This is a genomic window from Alistipes finegoldii DSM 17242 (assembly GCF_000265365.1).
GTDB lineage: Bacteria > Bacteroidota > Bacteroidia > Bacteroidales > Rikenellaceae > Alistipes > Alistipes finegoldii.
Genome location: NC_018011.1, coordinates 2,635,999 through 2,653,251, shown reverse-complemented (window position 1 = coordinate 2,653,251; position 17,253 = coordinate 2,635,999). Strand labels below are relative to the sequence as shown.

The 17,253-nt window shown below is 59.5% G+C and carries 13 protein-coding genes; 11 read left to right on the top strand and 2 right to left on the bottom strand.

Features of this window, described 5'->3' with window-relative positions; all coding sequences use genetic code 11:
- Positions 1-27: 27 nt before the first annotated feature.
- Together ALFI_RS11540 and ALFI_RS11535 are read right to left on the bottom strand one after the other, a co-directional pair.
- Positions 28-2,154, bottom strand: a complete 2,127-nt coding sequence (locus ALFI_RS11540; RefSeq protein ID WP_338141096.1) for a putative porin — start codon at positions 2,152-2,154, stop codon at positions 28-30.
- A gap of 72 nt (positions 2,155-2,226) precedes the next feature.
- Positions 2,227-2,961, bottom strand: coding sequence for a CDP-alcohol phosphatidyltransferase family protein (locus ALFI_RS11535; protein WP_042493634.1), 735 nt, complete (start codon positions 2,959-2,961; stop codon positions 2,227-2,229).
- Between the two features lie 89 nt (positions 2,962-3,050).
- Between ALFI_RS11535 and ALFI_RS11530 the strand changes: the two genes are divergently transcribed.
- The 11 genes from ALFI_RS11530 (at position 3,051) to ALFI_RS11480 (ending at position 17,208) form a co-directional block, all read left to right on the top strand.
- The gene (locus ALFI_RS11530; protein ID WP_014775949.1) at positions 3,051-4,124 is read left to right on the top strand and encodes a mannose-1-phosphate guanylyltransferase; all 1,074 of its coding nucleotides are present in this window, start codon (positions 3,051-3,053) and stop codon (positions 4,122-4,124) included.
- 37 nt (positions 4,125-4,161) lie between these two features.
- Entirely contained in the window at positions 4,162-5,406 is a 1,245-nt protein-coding gene (locus ALFI_RS11525) for a UDP-N-acetylmuramoyl-tripeptide--D-alanyl-D-alanine ligase (RefSeq protein ID WP_014775948.1), read from the top strand.
- A gap of 245 nt (positions 5,407-5,651) precedes the next feature.
- On the top strand, positions 5,652-6,581 hold the full coding sequence (locus tag ALFI_RS11520; RefSeq protein ID WP_014775947.1) for an alpha/beta hydrolase: 930 nt from the start codon (positions 5,652-5,654) through the stop codon (positions 6,579-6,581).
- Positions 6,582-6,706: 125 nt separating this feature from the next.
- Positions 6,707-9,310 carry a 4-alpha-glucanotransferase gene (locus ALFI_RS11515; protein ID WP_014775946.1) on the top strand — a complete coding sequence of 868 codons (2,604 nt, stop codon included), beginning with the start codon at positions 6,707-6,709 and terminating at the stop codon, positions 9,308-9,310.
- A gap of 275 nt (positions 9,311-9,585) precedes the next feature.
- Positions 9,586-9,912 carry a nucleoside triphosphate pyrophosphohydrolase family protein gene (locus ALFI_RS11510; RefSeq protein ID WP_009597369.1) on the top strand — a complete coding sequence of 109 codons (327 nt, stop codon included), beginning with the start codon at positions 9,586-9,588 and terminating at the stop codon, positions 9,910-9,912.
- 2 nt (positions 9,913-9,914) lie between these two features.
- Positions 9,915-10,322 (top strand): hypothetical protein, encoded by a 408-nt coding sequence (locus ALFI_RS11505; RefSeq protein ID WP_014775945.1) that lies wholly within the window; start codon positions 9,915-9,917, stop codon positions 10,320-10,322.
- Positions 10,323-12,329, top strand: coding sequence for an OPT family oligopeptide transporter (locus tag ALFI_RS11500; RefSeq protein WP_014775944.1), 2,007 nt, complete (start codon positions 10,323-10,325; stop codon positions 12,327-12,329). It begins immediately after the preceding gene.
- Between the two features lie 87 nt (positions 12,330-12,416).
- The gene (locus tag ALFI_RS11495; protein WP_014775943.1) at positions 12,417-13,289 is read left to right on the top strand and encodes a hypothetical protein; all 873 of its coding nucleotides are present in this window, start codon (positions 12,417-12,419) and stop codon (positions 13,287-13,289) included.
- 22 nt (positions 13,290-13,311) lie between these two features.
- The gene (pepT, locus tag ALFI_RS11490) at positions 13,312-14,529 is read left to right on the top strand and encodes a peptidase T (protein ID WP_042493629.1); all 1,218 of its coding nucleotides are present in this window, start codon (positions 13,312-13,314) and stop codon (positions 14,527-14,529) included.
- A gap of 118 nt (positions 14,530-14,647) precedes the next feature.
- Positions 14,648-16,585: an NAD(+) synthase gene (locus ALFI_RS11485; protein WP_208854093.1), complete on the top strand. Its 1,938-nt coding sequence runs from the start codon at positions 14,648-14,650 to the stop codon at positions 16,583-16,585.
- The gene (locus tag ALFI_RS11480) at positions 16,582-17,208 is read left to right on the top strand and encodes a DUF4923 family protein (protein WP_014775940.1); all 627 of its coding nucleotides are present in this window, start codon (positions 16,582-16,584) and stop codon (positions 17,206-17,208) included. The genes ALFI_RS11485 and ALFI_RS11480 overlap by 4 nt, the downstream gene beginning before the upstream one ends.
- Positions 17,209-17,253 lie beyond the last annotated feature (45 nt).

Genomic DNA, 17,253 nt, shown 5'->3' with positions numbered 1-17,253 from the left:
GCAGTTCACACCGCGCAGAACAATACGCTAATCATAGAAACCCCATGAGATACCGATTTTGAACATGCCCGGATTCAGCGGATAGTTAGCCGCCGAGAAATATTCTCCGTTACCGAACAGTCCCTTGTTCACATGCTGATATTTCAGGAATATCCGCATTCTCTTCCACTTACCCATGACGAAAGCGTCCACGTAGGGATAATTCCCCACCTCGACCTCGCGCTGGTTGTAAAACGCCGACAGTGCGGGATTGTAACCGGGCGCATAATAACGCGTATTATAACGTCCGTCCAAACCGATCTGCAGGCGCAGTACGTCGCGCACGACCCAGAATTCGTAATAATACGAAAGGAAGGCGCTCAAAAGCGGAACGGGTGCAACTTCTTGATTCGTACTCCACTGCAACAATACCCTGTTGTCCAAATGAAGTCCGCCTAAGCGGAAATCTTTGCGAGCGTACACACTCGTGAGGCTTACGTTTCCACCCTGCTGGGTAATCTGGCTGTCTGCGTCGTAATAGATCTTGTCGCTGACGACGCCCTGCCATGCTCCCGCTTCAAACGCGAAATCGGGAATCGAAAACTTCACCTCGAACCGAGTTTCATTCTCCTTGCCTAAAGGAGTGGACCATATATAATGGTTCGAGAAGAGATTCTCCTGCCAGTAGTTGGGCGAGCGGCGGTCCATCGTGAACCGACCTTCGAGAATCAGGGGGTGTCCGCGGAGATACCCCGTCAGCGCCAGATGGGCGCCCAAGGTGAGGTCTCCGCCTCTGTATCCCGACGGGTAGAACTTGAGGTTCGCATCCCAATCGACATATTTTTTTATCTTGCCTCCGACGGAGCCGTATGCGAAATAGCTGGTCTTGTTGACCTTCGTATACTTTCCCGTCAGGAAATCACGCATTTCGAACTGCGAGTAGGTATGCATGTCGATGCCTATGCCGGCATCAATCGTGCCTACCACGCCGTTGCGGTCCCAAGGCTGCGCCTGAACGAAGAAGCGGTTCGAGATAACGCGCTCGTAAATCGAGTCGCGCGTATCGCGGGGATTGATGAACCAGTCCTTGTAGTAAATCCCCTCCGTAGGCTTGAATTCGCCCGTCTCCGGGTCCCGCTCGCCCCGCTCGTTCGTATAGCCAGCCTTTATATCCGTATAGACCTTGCTCCACGAGCTGTACTCGAACGAATGGCCTATGAATACCGCCGAAAGGTCGGCCAGCGAAAAATCGTTGTCCGTCACCCGCTGCAGCGGAAGCGCATACGACTGGGTGACGAAGAAGGCGTTGTTGCGGTAGGTATTCTGCGCCTCGGCGTCGGCCAGCTTCATCGGCACGCCCGACGGCATCTGGAACGTCGTATCGGCAATGGCCCACGTGCCGACCACGCCGCCGTTTTCCTGCTGCTCGATGTGGTTGTTGTAATAGGCCGCATGCACCGAATAGCGTTTGCCCGTATGGTTGAACGCCACCGCGAGGTTGTGGTTCTTGGTGCGGGACCAAATATACTGGCCGCGCGTTCCCCGCGCCTTGTAATCGACGTTGAATCCCGTCGTCGGCGAGACGTTCTGCGCGTGCATGATGTTGAAGTTCTCCTCGCGGAAACGCTTCTGTCCCGATTCGAGGTAGGTCATGCGGATGATCGGCTTCTTCGTATTGTAGAAGGGCACGTTCTCCATATCGTACGTGTAGGCATAGTAGGGACTCGCGAAACCGAAGTCGAAGTTCTGGGGCCGCCGGAAATAGTTCATAGGCAGCGAAGCCTGTCCGAGAGCGCCCTGCGCGATGTCGCCCACCTCTTCGCGGTAGAACGGATAGTCGATGCGCCAGTCGGTCAGCGTCGTGTCCAGCGGTCCGATCTCAACGCGGTTGTAGTCGCGCCTGACGTTCCAGCGGAAATTGTTCAGCGAGCGGACCGAATCGCTGAAAAAATAGGATTCGAGCGGCTTGCGGATCTTGCGCTCCTTCTTGGTCGTATCCTGCGGCTGCTGTTCGCCCTCCTCGCCCTCTTCCGCAGGCTGTTCGAACGGATTGTTGCCGTAGAGGCTGCCGGTCTGCCCGCGCTGCTGCGCACGCATCAGCGTCTTGGCGTCGAAACCCTGCGAACGGACGACGCCGGGCGCTGTCAGGAACAGACCGAGCAAAGCTGTCAGCAATATTCTTTTCGTCAATCTCGACATAGAACGGGAATCCGCGGCAAAGGTAATTAAAAAAATTTAGATATAAAATTATTCCTCCGGGCAAGCCGCTGAATCACGGCTCTTTAGCGTCACGATCCAGTTTACCGCCGAAACGACGATATAAAGCAGAATGATAACCGGGACGGCCCGAACACCCAAGGCGACCAACAGGACAACGGACAGCGCAATAAAGAGATAGCGGATCTCGTTGCCTTTAAAAGAAAAACTCCGGAACTTGAAAGCGAACATTCTCACCGGCGATATGAGCAGCCACGACATGACCGGCATCAGCAGGAGCACCCAGACGCCCAGACTGAAGCCCGTCTCGGCGTTCATCCAGCCCAGTGCAGCGAAGAACAGCGCATTGGCCGGAGTGGGCAGGCCGCAGAATTCGGTGTGCTGCGTTTCGTCGATATTGAACTTGGCCAGCCGCAGCGCCGAAAAGGCCGCCACCACGAAGCAGAGCACGCTGCCGCCGTAGCGCATCCACGGTTCGGCATCGGCCGCAAGCGCGTCGTTCCACAGCACGAAAAGCACCGAAGCCGGAACGAATCCGAACGAAACCATGTCGGAGAGCGAATCCAGCTGGACGCCGATGGCCGAGGGACACTTCAGCAGCCGGGCGGCGAAGCCGTCGCAATAGTCGAAGACGCCCGCGGCGACGGTGAGCCAGAAAGTCAGCTCCAGATCGTGGTAAACCAACGCCGAAACCGCCGCAAACGAGCCGCAGAGCAGGCTTGAGAGGGTCAGCAGATTGGGTATGGTGAACAGTTTTATTTTCATCGGGAACCTAAAAATATTTATTCCAGCAATAGGCGGCAAAGTTACAAAATATTTTTATCTTTGTCTCACTTAATTCCATATTATAACTTATGGCAAGCAACAAATATTGTGTCATCATGGCCGGCGGCATCGGTTCGCGCTTCTGGCCCAAGAGCAGGCAGTCGATGCCCAAACAGTTCCTCGACATACTGGGAACGGGAAAATCGTTTATCCGCCACACTTACGAACGCTTTGCAAAAATCGTCCCCGCCGAGAACTTTCTCGTCGTGACCAACCATAAATACAAGGACCTCGTACTCGAACACATCCCCGAAATCGGCGAACGGCAGGTGCTCTGCGAACCGATCGGCCGCAATACGGCCCCCTGCATCGCCTATGCGGCCTACACGCTGATGAAACAGAATCCCGATGCGGAGATGATCGTCACCCCGGCCGACCACCTGATTCTCAACGAAGAGGACTTCCGCCAGATCATCGGCGAGTGTCTCGAATTCGCCGACAAACACGACGCCCTGCTGACCGTCGGCATCAAACCGACACGTCCCGATACGGGTTACGGCTACATTCAGGTTTCGGACACCAACGTCATCAGCAAGGTCAAGTGCTTCACCGAGAAACCGAACCTCGAACTGGCGCAGACCTTCCTGCAGACGGGCGAATTCTTCTGGAATTCGGGCATCTTCATCTGGAAAGTGCAGACCATCGTCGAAGCGTTCCGGAAACACCTGCCCGAACACCACGCCATGTTCAGCGGCGTGATGAAGGCGCTGGGCACCGACGCCGAGAAAACCACCGTCGAAATCGTCTTCTCGGAGTGCCGCGCCATTTCGATCGACTACGGCATCATGGAGAAGGCCGACAACGTATACGTCCGCTGCGGCGATTTCGGCTGGAGCGACGTAGGCACGTGGGGCTCGGTCTACCAGCATTCGCGCAAGGACCGCTACGCCAACGCCGTGCCTGAGCAGGGGTGCTACCTTTACGACACGCGCAGCAGCATCGTTTCGCTGCCCAAGGACAAGGTGGCCGTCATCAGCGGCCTGAAGGAGTATATCGTCGTGGATACCGACGACGTGCTGATGATCTGCCCCCGCTCCGAGGAGCAGAACATCAAGAAATTCATCGACGAAGTCAAATTCCACAACGGAGACAAACACATCTGACGCATCCGGGCCGGCAGCCCGCATATACGGCATCCATATGTCCGAACTGTACGATATTTTCCGGCGGCACCCCCGCATCTCGACCGACACGCGCCGCATCGAGCCGGGGTCCGTCTTCTTCGCCCTGCACGGGGCGACCTTCGACGGCAACCGCTTCGCCGCCGACGCACTCTCCAAAGGCGCCGCATACGCCGTCGTGGACGATCCTGCGGCCGTCAGCGGCGACCGCACGGTACTCGTCGGCGATACGCTCGAAGCCCTTCAGGAGCTGGCGCGCGAATACCGCCGCGAACTGGCGATTCCGATTCTGGCCATTTCGGGCAGCAACGGCAAGACCACGACCAAGGAGCTGGTGAGCCGCGTGCTGGCCGAACGCTTCGAAGTCTATGCCACGCACGGCAATCTCAACAACCACATCGGCGTGCCGCTGACGCTGCTCGCCATGACCCGCGACACCGAATTCGGCGTGGTCGAAATGGGCGCCAGCGCCTGCGGCGAAATCGCCCTGCTGGCGTCTATCGCCGAACCCAACTACGGCATCCTGACCAACATCGGCCGCGCGCACCTCGAAGGATTCGGCGGCCCGGAGGGCATTCGCCGCGGCAAGGGCGAGCTGCTGGACTATCTGGCCGCGAACGGCGGCCGCGCCTTCGTCCCGCGCGAAGACCAAACGCTGACCAACATGGCCGCGGAGCGCGACGGGCTGGCTGCGGAATACTACTCCGTAACACTGGCCGACGGCATCGCGCACCATCTGGAAGGAGACTACAACCGCTTCAACATCGCGGCGGCCGTGGCCGTAGGACGCTATTTCGACATCGACGGCGAACGCATCCGCCACGCCGTCGGCAGCTATATGCCCGACAACAACCGTTCGCAGCGGACCGAAACGGAGCGCAACACGCTGATCGTGGATTGCTACAACGCCAACCCGTCGAGCATGCGCGCTTCGGTCCTCAACTTCCTCGCCGAGCCGGCCGGCGGCAGAAGCCGCCGCGTGCTGATTCTGGGCGACATGCTCGAACTGGGCGCATGGTCGGAGCAGGAGCACCGCGACATCGTCGCCCTCGCAGCCCGGAATCCGGACGCTGAACTGATGCTCGTGGGCGGAGAATTCGCCCGCGCCTGCGCCGGCATGGAGCCGCAGCCCGCCAACACCGCCCTCTTCCCCTCGCGCGAGGAGCTGATCGCCGAACTGCGCCGCCGTCCGGTCGAGAACGCCTTCGTGCTGGTCAAGGGTTCACGCGGCATCGGGCTGGAAAAGGCGCTCGAAGAGCTGTAACATCGCCCGGCAGGCCCTCCCGCGCACAGAGTCGCCCCGCCTTACAGGACCGTTCCGCCGCACAACGCCGGAACGAGGAGGGGCCCGAAGCAGAAGGAGGCCCCGGAGCGAGACAGGACCCGGAGCGAGACAGGACCCGGAACAAGGGAGAGCCCGGAGCGAAGAGGGGCGCCGCGCCGACAAAAAGCGCCTTTACCCCGGACAGAACCACACCGACGAACGAGAACCGCCTAAATAATAATGCCATGAAACGATTGCTGTCCGCACTTCTGCTGCTGGCCGCGGCCAATGCCGCCGCCGGCGAGAAAAGCGTTTCGCTCGAACGCAATTTCGGAACCCTCTACGGCACGCTGCTCACGCCTGACGAAGGCGCCGAAACCGTGGCGGTCCTCATCGCGGGATCAGGTCCCACACCCCGCAACGGCAACACGAACAACTACCTCTATCTGGCGCAGGAGCTTGAAAAAGCGGGTATCGCCACGCTCCGCTACGACAAACGGGGCATCGGATCGAGCAAATTCGACGACCCGGACAAAATGGCCGACGCCACGCTCGACGACTTCATCGGCGACGCTGCGGCATGGGCCGAGTACCTCTCCCGGCAGGATTTCCGCCGCATCGTGCTGATCGGCCACAGCGAGGGGGCGCTGATCGCCTTCTGCGCGGCGCAACAATGCCCCGAAGTCGATGCCGTGATTTCGTTGGCGGGCGCCGGCTATCCGCTCGACGAAATACTCCAGCTTCAGCTGGCCGCACAACTCGCCCCGACACACATGGAGCTGCTGATGCAGGCCCGTGCCATCACCGCCGCCCTGAAACGCGGCGAACGGGTCGAGTCGTGTCCGCCCGAACTGACGCCCCTCTTCGCACCCCCGTTACAGACATTCTGGATCTCGTCGCTGAGCTACGACCCGCGCGAGGAGATTCGCAAAGTGACGGTTCCCGTACTGATCGTCAACGGCGACATCGACTTCCAAGTGACGCCCGACAACGCCGACGCACTGGCGAAAGCCCAGTCCCGGTCCCGGAAAACGATCATCGAAGGCATGACCCACACGCTCAAAAAAGCCTCCGGCCCCACGCGCACGGAGCAGATCGCCGCCTATACGGACGATACGCTTCCGGTCGCTCCGGAGCTGGTCGCCGCCGTCACCGGATTCATCGAAGGACTCTGAGGTTCGCTTTTCGCCGCTTCTCCGCCGGGGGATTTCCGTCATTCGATTATTTTGGTTATTTTTGATTCCGCAAAAAGACAATCGACACCCCAAGTACCGATCAGAACCTCCCACAATCCAATGCCATGACACTCCTGTTCAGCATCGAATACCGCACCCGCTGGGGCGAACAGCTCGTACTCCGCCTCGGCAGGCGGCGCATCGCCCTGCAATACGCCGACAGCGGCGTCTGGACCTGCGCCGTAGAGCGATACGCCCCTGCGGCGCAACCGGCAGAATACCGTTACGAAGTCGAGCGCGAGGGCGTGTGCATCCGCCGCGAATGGCGTCCGCACATCCTGCGCATCCCCGCCACACCTGCGCCCCGCACGCTCCGCATCCGCGACCGCTGGATCGACATGCCCGCCGATACGCCCTTCTACTCCTCGGCCTTCACGCGGGGCATATTCGGCCGCGGCGAAAGCGGGCCGCAGCAGAAAAACGGCGGCAACATCACCCTGCGCGTCGTCCTGCCGACCCTGCGCCCCGACGAAGTGCTGGCCGTCGCAGGCAGCGGCAGGGAGCTGGAGGGGTGGCAGCGGATCGTTCCGATGGACGACAGCCGGTTTCCGGAGTGGGATCTCCGGCTCGACGCGCCGCAGAGATTCGAATACAAGTTCCTGATCGCCGACCGCAGGACCCTGACCCCGATCATGTGGGAGGAAGGTCCCAACCGCGCATGGAACGACCTGCCCGGCGAAGGCGAACACATCGTCGAAGCCGCGGCGTACCTCCGCTTCCCCGAACGCAGGTGGCGCGGAGCCGGGACGGCGATTCCGGTCTTTTCGCTCCGCTCGGAAGCCGGATTCGGCGTCGGCGAATTCCACGACCTGAAACTGCTGATCGACTGGGCCGCCGCAACGGGCCAGCGGGTACTCCAGCTGCTGCCGATCAACGACACCACGATGAACGGCACGTGGGAAGACTCCTACCCCTACAACGCCAATTCGATCTTCGCCCTGCACCCGCAGTTCATCCGGCTGACCGCCGCCGGCGTCGAAGAGGACGACGAATACCGCAGCCTGCGCGACCGGCTGAACGCCCTGCCCGAAGTCGATTACCAACAGGTCAATACGCATAAACTGCGTCTGCTGCGCAGCGCGTTCGAGCGAGAGGGGCGTCGCACCGCCACCCGCCGCGACTACCGGGAATTCATGCAGGCCAACAGCCGTTGGCTCCTACCGTATGCCGCCTACCGCACCCTGCGCGACGAGTTCGGCACCGCCGATTTCTCCCGCTGGGGCGATTACGCCCGCTACGACAAAAAGGCCGTCGAAGCCTACTGCCGCCGCAACAGCCGCGAAATCGCGTTTCACTGCTTCGTGCAGTACCACCTGCACACGCAACTGTCCGAGGTCTGCGCCTACGCCCGCAGCCGGGGCGTCGTCCTCAAGGGCGACCTGCCGATCGGCGTCAGCCGGACGAGCGCCGACGCATGGATTCATCCGCGGCTTTTCCACATGGATTCGCAGGCCGGAGCACCGCCCGACGCCTTTTCCGCATCGGGCCAGAACTGGGGCTTCCCGACCTACGACTGGGAGCACATGGCGCAGGACGGCTATGCGTGGTGGCAGGCCCGCATGGCGAAGATGGCCGAATATTTCGACGCTTTCCGCATCGACCATATCCTCGGCTTCTTCCGCATCTGGGAGATTCCCGTACATGCCGTTCACGGCCTGCTGGGCTATTTCAATCCCGCCCTGCCCTACTCCGCCGACGAACTGCGCGGCATGGGCTTCGATACGGCCGGGGGACGCTTCACCGTTCCCGCGCCCGACGACCGGATGCTCGGCGAACTGTTCGGCGAGCTGGCCGACGAAGTGCGCACGACCTGCATGAAGGAGGGCCGGCTGCTGCCCGCCTATGCGACGCAACGCAAGGTCGCCGAGCGCTTTCCCGGCGACGATCCGCGCCGAAGCCGCCTGCGCGAAGGGCTGATGACGCTGCTCGACGACGTGCTGTTCATCGAGGACCCGCGCCGCAAAGGTTTTTTCCATCCCCGCATCGCGGCCCAATCGACCTATATGTACCGCACCCTCGACCCGCAGCGGCGCGACACTTTCGACCGGCTTCACGACGACTTCTTTTACCGCCGCCACAACCGGTTCTGGCAGGAGTCGGCCCTGCGCAAACTCCCCGTGCTCCTCTCGGCGACGCGGATGCTGGCCTGCGGCGAGGACCTCGGCATGATTCCCGACAGCGTTCCCGAAACGATGCGCGCACTGCAAATCCTTTCGCTCGAAATCCAGCGGATGCCCAAATCGCTGGGCGAGGTGTTCGCCGACCCGGCGCGCTACCCCTATTTCTCGGTCTGCACCACCTCGACCCACGACATGAATCCCCTGCGGGCATGGTGGGAGGAGAACCGCGAACTCTCGGAACGTTTCTACCGCGAAGTGCTGGGCATGGAGGGCGACGCTCCCCGCACCTGCGAACCGTGGATCTGCCGCCGCATCGTCGACATGCACCTACGCTCCCCGGCCATGCTCGCCATACTTCCGCTGCAGGACTGGCTCGCGACCGACGCGGCCCTGCGCAGTCCGCATGCGGACAGGGAGCGCATCAACATCCCGGCCGCGCCCCGCTATTACTGGCGCTACCGCATGCACCTCACGCTGGAGGAGCTGCTCCGGCAGGAGCCGTTCAACGCCACGCTCCGCGAAATGATAATCGCCGGCGGCCGCCGTTAATCCGGCCAGACTGTTCCCGTTGATTTCCAACAGCGGAAAGACCGCGTTCGGAACCGCCCCGCGCATAACCGCAGCACTCCCCGATTCGTCCCGCCGTCCGGAATCCGGATTCGTGCGAATCGGGCCGTAGGCGGCAAAACACCCCGCCGCCGGGGAAGCGGCGCGATTCTTCGGCCCTTGTTCGTGAGGAACAAGGGCTTTTTGGTGCGTATTTCTAAATTATTTTGTTATTTTTGTCCGACAGTTATTCCCAAACGTTCAAATTCTCAGCATTCATGACACTCAACGAATATCAGCAGCACGCGCTCGAAACGGCGATCTACCCCGAAAACCGCCGCATCATCTACCCCACGCTCGGACTGACGGGCGAAGCGGGCGAGGTGGCCGACAAAGTCAAGAAAGTCATCCGCGACGGACACGAGGAGTTCTCCGACGAGAAACGGCTCGAAATCGTCAAGGAGATCGGCGACGTATTGTGGTACTGCGCCACGCTCTCGCGCGATCTGGGCTACGAACTGGACGACGTGGCGCAGATGAACGTCGACAAGCTCCGTTCGCGCATGCAGCGTCACATCATTTCGGGCAGCGGCGACAACCGCTAACTATGGAAGACTATATCTTACGTGAAATCAACCGCATCGGAGAGCTGATCGCAGCCCTTCTGGACAAAATCGGTCTCCTCAAAAAGTCGGGCGCCCCCGAACTCATCCGGGAAACCGCCAAAACGGAGCTGGCCGAGCAGTTGGATCTGGACATCGACACGCTGCTGGCCGGAGAGGATTTCATCGCCACCCTCGTCGGCGAATACGGATTCAGCGACGCGGACCTCGAAAAATTCGCCGAACTGCTGTTCGACTTCGCCGCGGCATCCGAAGAGCACGGCGAGCGGCTGCGTCTGGCGGCCGCAATCGGCGCCCTCTACAGCTACCTCGACGAGAAGAAGGCGCCCGCATCGCTCAACCGCTACTACATCCTCAAGGATCTGGACAAATACATCAAAGAACCTCAATAAATGGAACAGGAAAAACAACTTACATCGCTGCCCGAAAACGCTTACCGGGAACTCAAACCGGGCGAAGAGTACACGCCCATCATGCCCGCCTCGTCGTCGCCCCGCGAGGTGACGCCCTATTCGGTCACGATGGGCATCGTCATGGCCGTCGTCTTCTCGGCCGCGGCGGCATTTCTCGGCCTGAAGGTCGGACAGGTATTCGAAGCGGCGATCCCGATCGCCATCATCGCCGTCGGCATGGGCAACGTACTGGGTAAAAAGAACATGCTGGGACAGAACGTCATCATCCAGTCGATCGGCGCCTGTTCGGGCGTAATCGTCGCGGGCGCCATCTTCACCCTCCCGGCGCTCTACATCCTCGGACTCGACGCGGCATTCTATCAGGTATTCCTCTCGTCGCTCTTCGGCGGCCTGCTGGGTATCGTCCTGCTGATCCCGTTCCGCAAATACTTCGTCAAGGAGATGCACGGTAAATACCCCTTCCCCGAAGCGACGGCTACGACCGAAGTGCTCATCTCCGGCGAGAAGGGCGGCAATCAGGCCAAGCTGCTGGCCGTGGCGGGACTCATAGGCGGTCTTTACGATTTCGCCGTCGGCACGTTCGGCATGTGGACCGAAGCGGTCTCGACGCGCATCTGCGCATGGGGACAGGTCGCCGCCGACAAGTTCAAGGTCGTCTTTTCGCTCAACACCTCGGCCGCCGTGCTGGGTCTGGGCTACATCATCGGTCTGAAATACGCCATGATCATCACCGCAGGTTCGTGTCTGGTCTGGTTCCTCGTCGTGCCGCTGGTGGGTTCGCTGGCCGACAGCATCGACCCGGCTGCCATGGCTTCGCTGCTGGGCGTAACGCGCGCCGACATCATGGCCGATCCGCAGCGTCTTTTCACGGCCGAGAACCTCTTCGCCTTCATCGGCAAGCCGCTGGGCATCGGCGGTATCGCCATGGCGGGCATCATCGGCATCGTCAAACAGTCGAAGATCATCCGTCAGGCCGTAGGGCTGGCCGTTTCGGAGTTGGGGGGGGGCAACAAAACCCAAGCCGCCGCTACCGAACGCACGCAGCGCGACCTGACGATGAAGCGCATCCTCACGATCCTGATCGCCACGCTCGTCTCGATCTTCGTCTTCTTCCACTTCGGACTACTCGACGGCTGGGTACAGTCCGTAACGGCCATTCTGATCGTCTTCGTCATCTCGTTCCTCTTCACGACCGTGGCGGCCAACGCCATCGCCATCGTCGGCACGAACCCCGTGTCGGGCATGACGCTGATGACGCTCATCCTCTCGTCGCTGGTGCTCGTAAGCGTCGGACTGAGCGGCACGACGGGCATGACGGCGGCGCTGATCATCGGCGGCGTGGTCTGCACGGCGCTCTCGATGGCCGGCGGCTTCATCACCGACCTCAAGATCGGCTACTGGCTCGGCACCACGCCCCGCAAGCAGGAGGCATGGAAATTCCTCGGCACGTTCGTTGCTGCGGCAACCGTGGCCGGGGTGATGATCATCCTCAACAAATCGTACGGATTCGTGGGCGAGGGCGCCCTCGTGGCTCCGCAGGCCAACGCCATGGCGGCCGTGATCCAGCCCCTGATGACCGGCGGCCAGACCCCGTGGATGCTCTACTTCTGCGGCGCGGCGCTGGCGCTGGTGCTGACCTCGATCGGCGTTCCGGCACTCGCTTTCGCACTGGGCATGTTCATCCCGATGGAGCTGAACGCTCCGCTGGTAGTCGGCGGTCTGGTAGCGTGGTTCGTTTCGAACCGCTCGAAGGACGAAGCTCTCAACAAGGCGCGCTTCGACCGCGGCACGCTGATCGCGTCGGGCTTCATCGCCGGCGGCGCGCTGATGGGCGTGGTGAGCGCCCTGCTGAAATTCGCCGAGGTGGACTGGTTCCTGAGCGGATGGGCCTCGTCGAACGCCGCAGAGTGGACCGGACTGGTCATGTACCTCGCACTGATCGGCTACTTCGGCTGGCACACGCTGAAAGCAAAGGAAGAGGAATAAATACAAATAAAATAACAAGAACTCGGACTTATTCCATACTCTGATGTCTTAATTGCTCAAATTTATAATGATTTAAGTGAATATACAATGAAAAGATTTCATATAATCCTTGTTTATATCATTTGTTCTTTATTCTTTTCCAGCTGTGTAAATAGAAAAGAATTGGCAACAAACGCTGTAAATGAATTATTTTCCTATATTAAGAATGATAAGGACAACATAATTACCGAAATATATCCCGCAGCATCAAACTTACCATCATATTACAAATCCGACAATATTAAAATTAATGAAGTAAAGCGACTAAATGACAAAAAAATAGCCGTATTAATTGAAAACAATTTTACAAATGGATTTGGAAAATCATTTAATCGAGATATTACATTATATCTTGAACCGTCTCCATCGGATCCAAAAAAATATATTATTTACGACAGCGAAGGATTCTGTGGATATGAAGATAATAGTGAGTTCAAATTTGCTGTAAAAACAGGTTGCATTGATAATAAGGCAGACAAGACAGACCAACAAATAGCTAAAAAACTTGTCATAGCAAAAGCAATGATGTTCAATGAATATGTGAATGTTTATTCAGAACTAAAATCAAAAGTCCTCATTAAAAATTGGAGTTGGGAAACATCATATTACGGTAATTCAGCAAATGGACAGGGGATATGCATCAATAAATCAACATTCACGATCCCAAAACCCAAATATAAAATAGTATACAAAGACAGAAATGGGAATGCGATTACCGATGATGATGGCTATATTACATATGACGCACTTTCTCCTGGTTCTTCAAAAGCTTTTACATTTTATACAAGTTATGTGGGAAATGCGTCAAAAGCATCTATTTCTGTTGAATTCGACGATGATTTAATATTTGATTACATCGTGTCTAAAAATTATACCGGAAATGAATATGCCGAGTATATGATAGAGCAAAATAATGAATAAAAATAACCATACTGCTAAGATCATGGACCTCAAAGAAAGATTCCTGAAATACGTCTCCTACGACACGCAGTCGTCCGAGGAGAGCGGCACGTTCCCTTCGACCGAGAAACAGAAAGTCCTGCTGGCCGCCCTGCGCGACGAAATGCAGGCGCTCGGCATGACCGAAGTCACGATGGACCGATACGGCTACGTGATGGGCACCGTCCCCGCGACGCCGGGCTGCGAGAACGCTCCCGTGATCGGCTTCATCGCCCATGCGGACACGTCGCCCGACATGAGCGGCAAGGATGTCAAGCCCCGCATCATCGAGGAGTACGACGGCGGCGACATCGCGCTGAACGGCCAGCTCACGATGCGGGTCGCGGACTTCCCCGAACTGGAGTTCTTCAAAGGCCACACGCTGATCCACACCGACGGCACGACGCTGCTCGGCGCCGACGACAAGGCGGGCGTGGCAGAGATCATGACCGCCGCGGAGTACCTGCTCGCACATCCCGAAATCAAACACGGCAAAATCCGCATCGGCTTCACGCCCGACGAGGAGGTGGGCCGGGGCGTGGATTTCTTCGACGTCAAGGCTTTCGGCGCCGACTTCGCCTACACGGTGGACGGCGGCATGGAGGGCGAACTGGAGTACGAGAACTTCAACGCCGCGAGCGCCAAAATCGACATCCAAGGCCGCAACGTCCACCCCGGATACGCCAAGGACAAGATGATCAACGCCATCGAGGTAGCCTGCGACCTGCAGCGTTTCCTTCCGGCCTGCCAGCGCCCCGAACATACCGAAGGGTACGAGGGATTCTACCACTGCGTGGGACTGAACGGCACGGTCGAGAAGGCTTCCGTCAGCTACATCATCCGCGACCACGACGCCGACAAATTCGAACAGAAGAAGGTCTTCATGTGGGCCTGCGTCGATCTGCTGAAAAAGAAATACGGCGACGAAGTGCTGACCCTCACCGTCAAGGACCAGTACTTCAACATGCGCAAGATGGTCGAACCGCATCCGCAGGTGATCGACAAGGCGCTCGAAGCGATGGAGCGCGCCGGCGTGAAACCGCTCGTCCGCCCGATTCGCGGCGGCACGGACGGCGCACGGCTCTCGTTCATGGGACTCCCCTGCCCCAATCTCTTCACGGGCGGCATGAACTTCCACGGCAAATTCGAATACTGCTCGCTCACCACGATGCGCAAGGCCCAGCAGGTGATCCTGAACCTCGCACAGTTGTGGGCCGAATAAACATATGACCGCAACGGCGGCAGTCCGGACCGCCGCCGCGACGAATCCGCCGCATCTCCGTCCCCGCCGCAAAGCGGGGATCCGGAGCGAAGACGGCGGCAAAACAACATACAAACCTATGGATAATTTCGGTTTTCTGAAAGTGGCGGCAGCGGTGCCGCACGTACGGGTCGGCGACTGCGACTTCAACACCGAGCGGATCGCCGCGATGGCCGAAGAGGCCGTGCAGCGGGGCGTCGAGATCGTCGCGTTTCCCGAACTGGCCGTCACGGCCTACACCTGCGCCGACCTGCTGCTGCAGCCGGCGCTGCTCGACGCGGCCGACGAAGCCCTTGCGCGGCTGGTAAAAGCCACGCGCAAACTGCCGCTGGTCATCATCGCCGGCGCGCCCCTGCGCCACGGCTCGACACTCTACAACTGCGCCGTCGTTTTCACGCAGGGCCGTGTGCTGGGCGTCGTACCCAAGACCTACATCCCCGACTATACGGAGTTCTACGAAAACCGCTGGTTCGCATCCGGCGCCGGAATCTCGGAAGAGACGATCTCCGTCGCGGAGCAGAGCGCCGACTTCGGCGCGGACCTCACGTTCGGGATCAACGGCACGGAATTCGGCGTCGAAATCTGCGAGGACCTCTGGACCGCCATTCCGCCTTCGTCGCACCTCGCGCTCAACGGCGCCAAGGTGATCTTCAACCTCTCGGCGTCGCCCGAATCGGTGGGCAAGCACGCCTACCTGCGTCAGCTCGTGGCCCAGCAGTCGGCCCGCACCCTCGCGGGATACGTCTACTGCTCGGCAGGCTTCGGCGAATCGTCCACCGATCTGGTGTTCGCCGGCAACGGCATCGTCGCCGAAAACGGCCGGATACTCCGCGAATCGGAACGCTTCCGGCTCGAAGAGCAGCTCGTCGTAGCCGATATCGACATTCAGCGGCTGGAATTCGAACGCCGCCGCAACACCTCGTTCCGCATGCACGAAGGGGCGGCGGAGAACTCCGTAATCGAAATGGAGGTCCCCGAAGGGCTCCGGGCCGCGGCGCTCGACCGCGACATCGACCCGATGCCGTTCGTGCCGCAGGACGAAGCGCACCGCAGCGAACGCTGCGAGGAGATTTTCCAGATACAGTCGCACGGGCTGGCCAAAAGGCTGGTGCACACCCGCTGCGAAAAGGCCGTAATCGGCATTTCGGGCGGACTGGATTCGACGCTGGCCCTGCTCGTCACGGTCCGCACGTTCGACAAGCTGGGACTCGACCGCGCCGGAATCATCGGCATCACCATGCCCGGCTTCGGCACCACGGACCGCACCTACAACAACGCGCTGGAACTGATGCGCGGGCTGGGCGTCACGATCCGCGAAATTCCGATCCGCGACGCCTGCTCGCAGCACTTCAGCGACATCGGACTCGATCCCGAAGACCGCTCGGCGGCCTATGAAAACAGTCAGGCCCGCGAGCGCACGCAGATACTGATGGACGTCGCCAACATGGAGGGCGGTCTGGTGGTCGGCACGGGCGACCTGAGTGAGCTGGCGCTGGGCTGGGCCACCTACAACGGCGACCAGATGTCGATGTACGGCGTGAACGCCTCGGTGCCCAAAACACTGGTGCGCCACCTCGTGCAATGGGTCGCGGACACGGAATCCGACATGGCCGCGCGCGCGACGCTGCTCGACGTCATCGACACCCCGGTCAGCCCCGAACTGCTCCCGGCCGACAAGGAGGGAAAAATCGCCCAGAAAACCGAGGACCTCGTGGGTCCCTACGAACTCCACGACTTCTTCCTCTACAACTTCATCCGCGCAGGCTACGGCCCGGCTAAAATCCTGTTCCTCGCCGAGCAGGCCTTCCACGGCAGTTACGACCGCGCAACGATCCTCAAATGGCTGACGGTCTTCTTCCGCCGCTTCTTCTCGCAGCAGTTCAAGCGTTCGGCCATGCCCGACGGCCCGAAGGTCGGCTCCGCGGCGCTCTCGCCGCGCGGCGACTGGCGCATGCCTTCGGACGCCTCGGCGGCCGTGTGGCTCAAAGAACTCGAAACCCTGAAATACCTGAAATGATCATGAAAAGAAATCTCTTACTGGCGATTGCGACGCTCCTGCTCGCCGGAAGCTCCGCCACGGCGCAGGACTGGAAGGAAGCCTTGAAAAAAGCCGCCACGACCGCCGCAGACAAGGCCACCGACGGCAAGCTGACGCAATATGCGCTCACCGGCACATGGAACTACACCGCTCCGGGCGTGAAATTCGAGGGCAACGACCTGCTGAGCCAGCTCGGCGGCACGGTACTTCAGGACAACATCAAACAGCAGCTCGACAAGGGCTACCAGATGGCCGGCATCAAACCCGGCGCCGATACGGTCACATTCGCCAAAGACGGCAAATTCACCACCCTGATGGGCAAATACGAACTTTCGGGAACCTACGAATTCGACGCTTCGACGCATGTCGCCACGCTCAGCTTCGCCAAGGACAAACTCGATCTGGGTTCGGTTCCGGGGCACGCCTACATCGACGGCTCTAATCTGCTGCTGGTCTTCCCCGTCACCAAACTCATCGACATGGTCAAGGCGATGGGCAGCAAAATATCGTCGATGGAGACCATCGTCGCGCTGCTCGAAAACTACAAAAACGTCTACATCGGCTTCGAATTCAGCCGCCAAGCGGGAGAAAATGCGAAGTAGGCGAAAAAAATTACATTTTTTTTCAAATGACAGATTCACAACGGA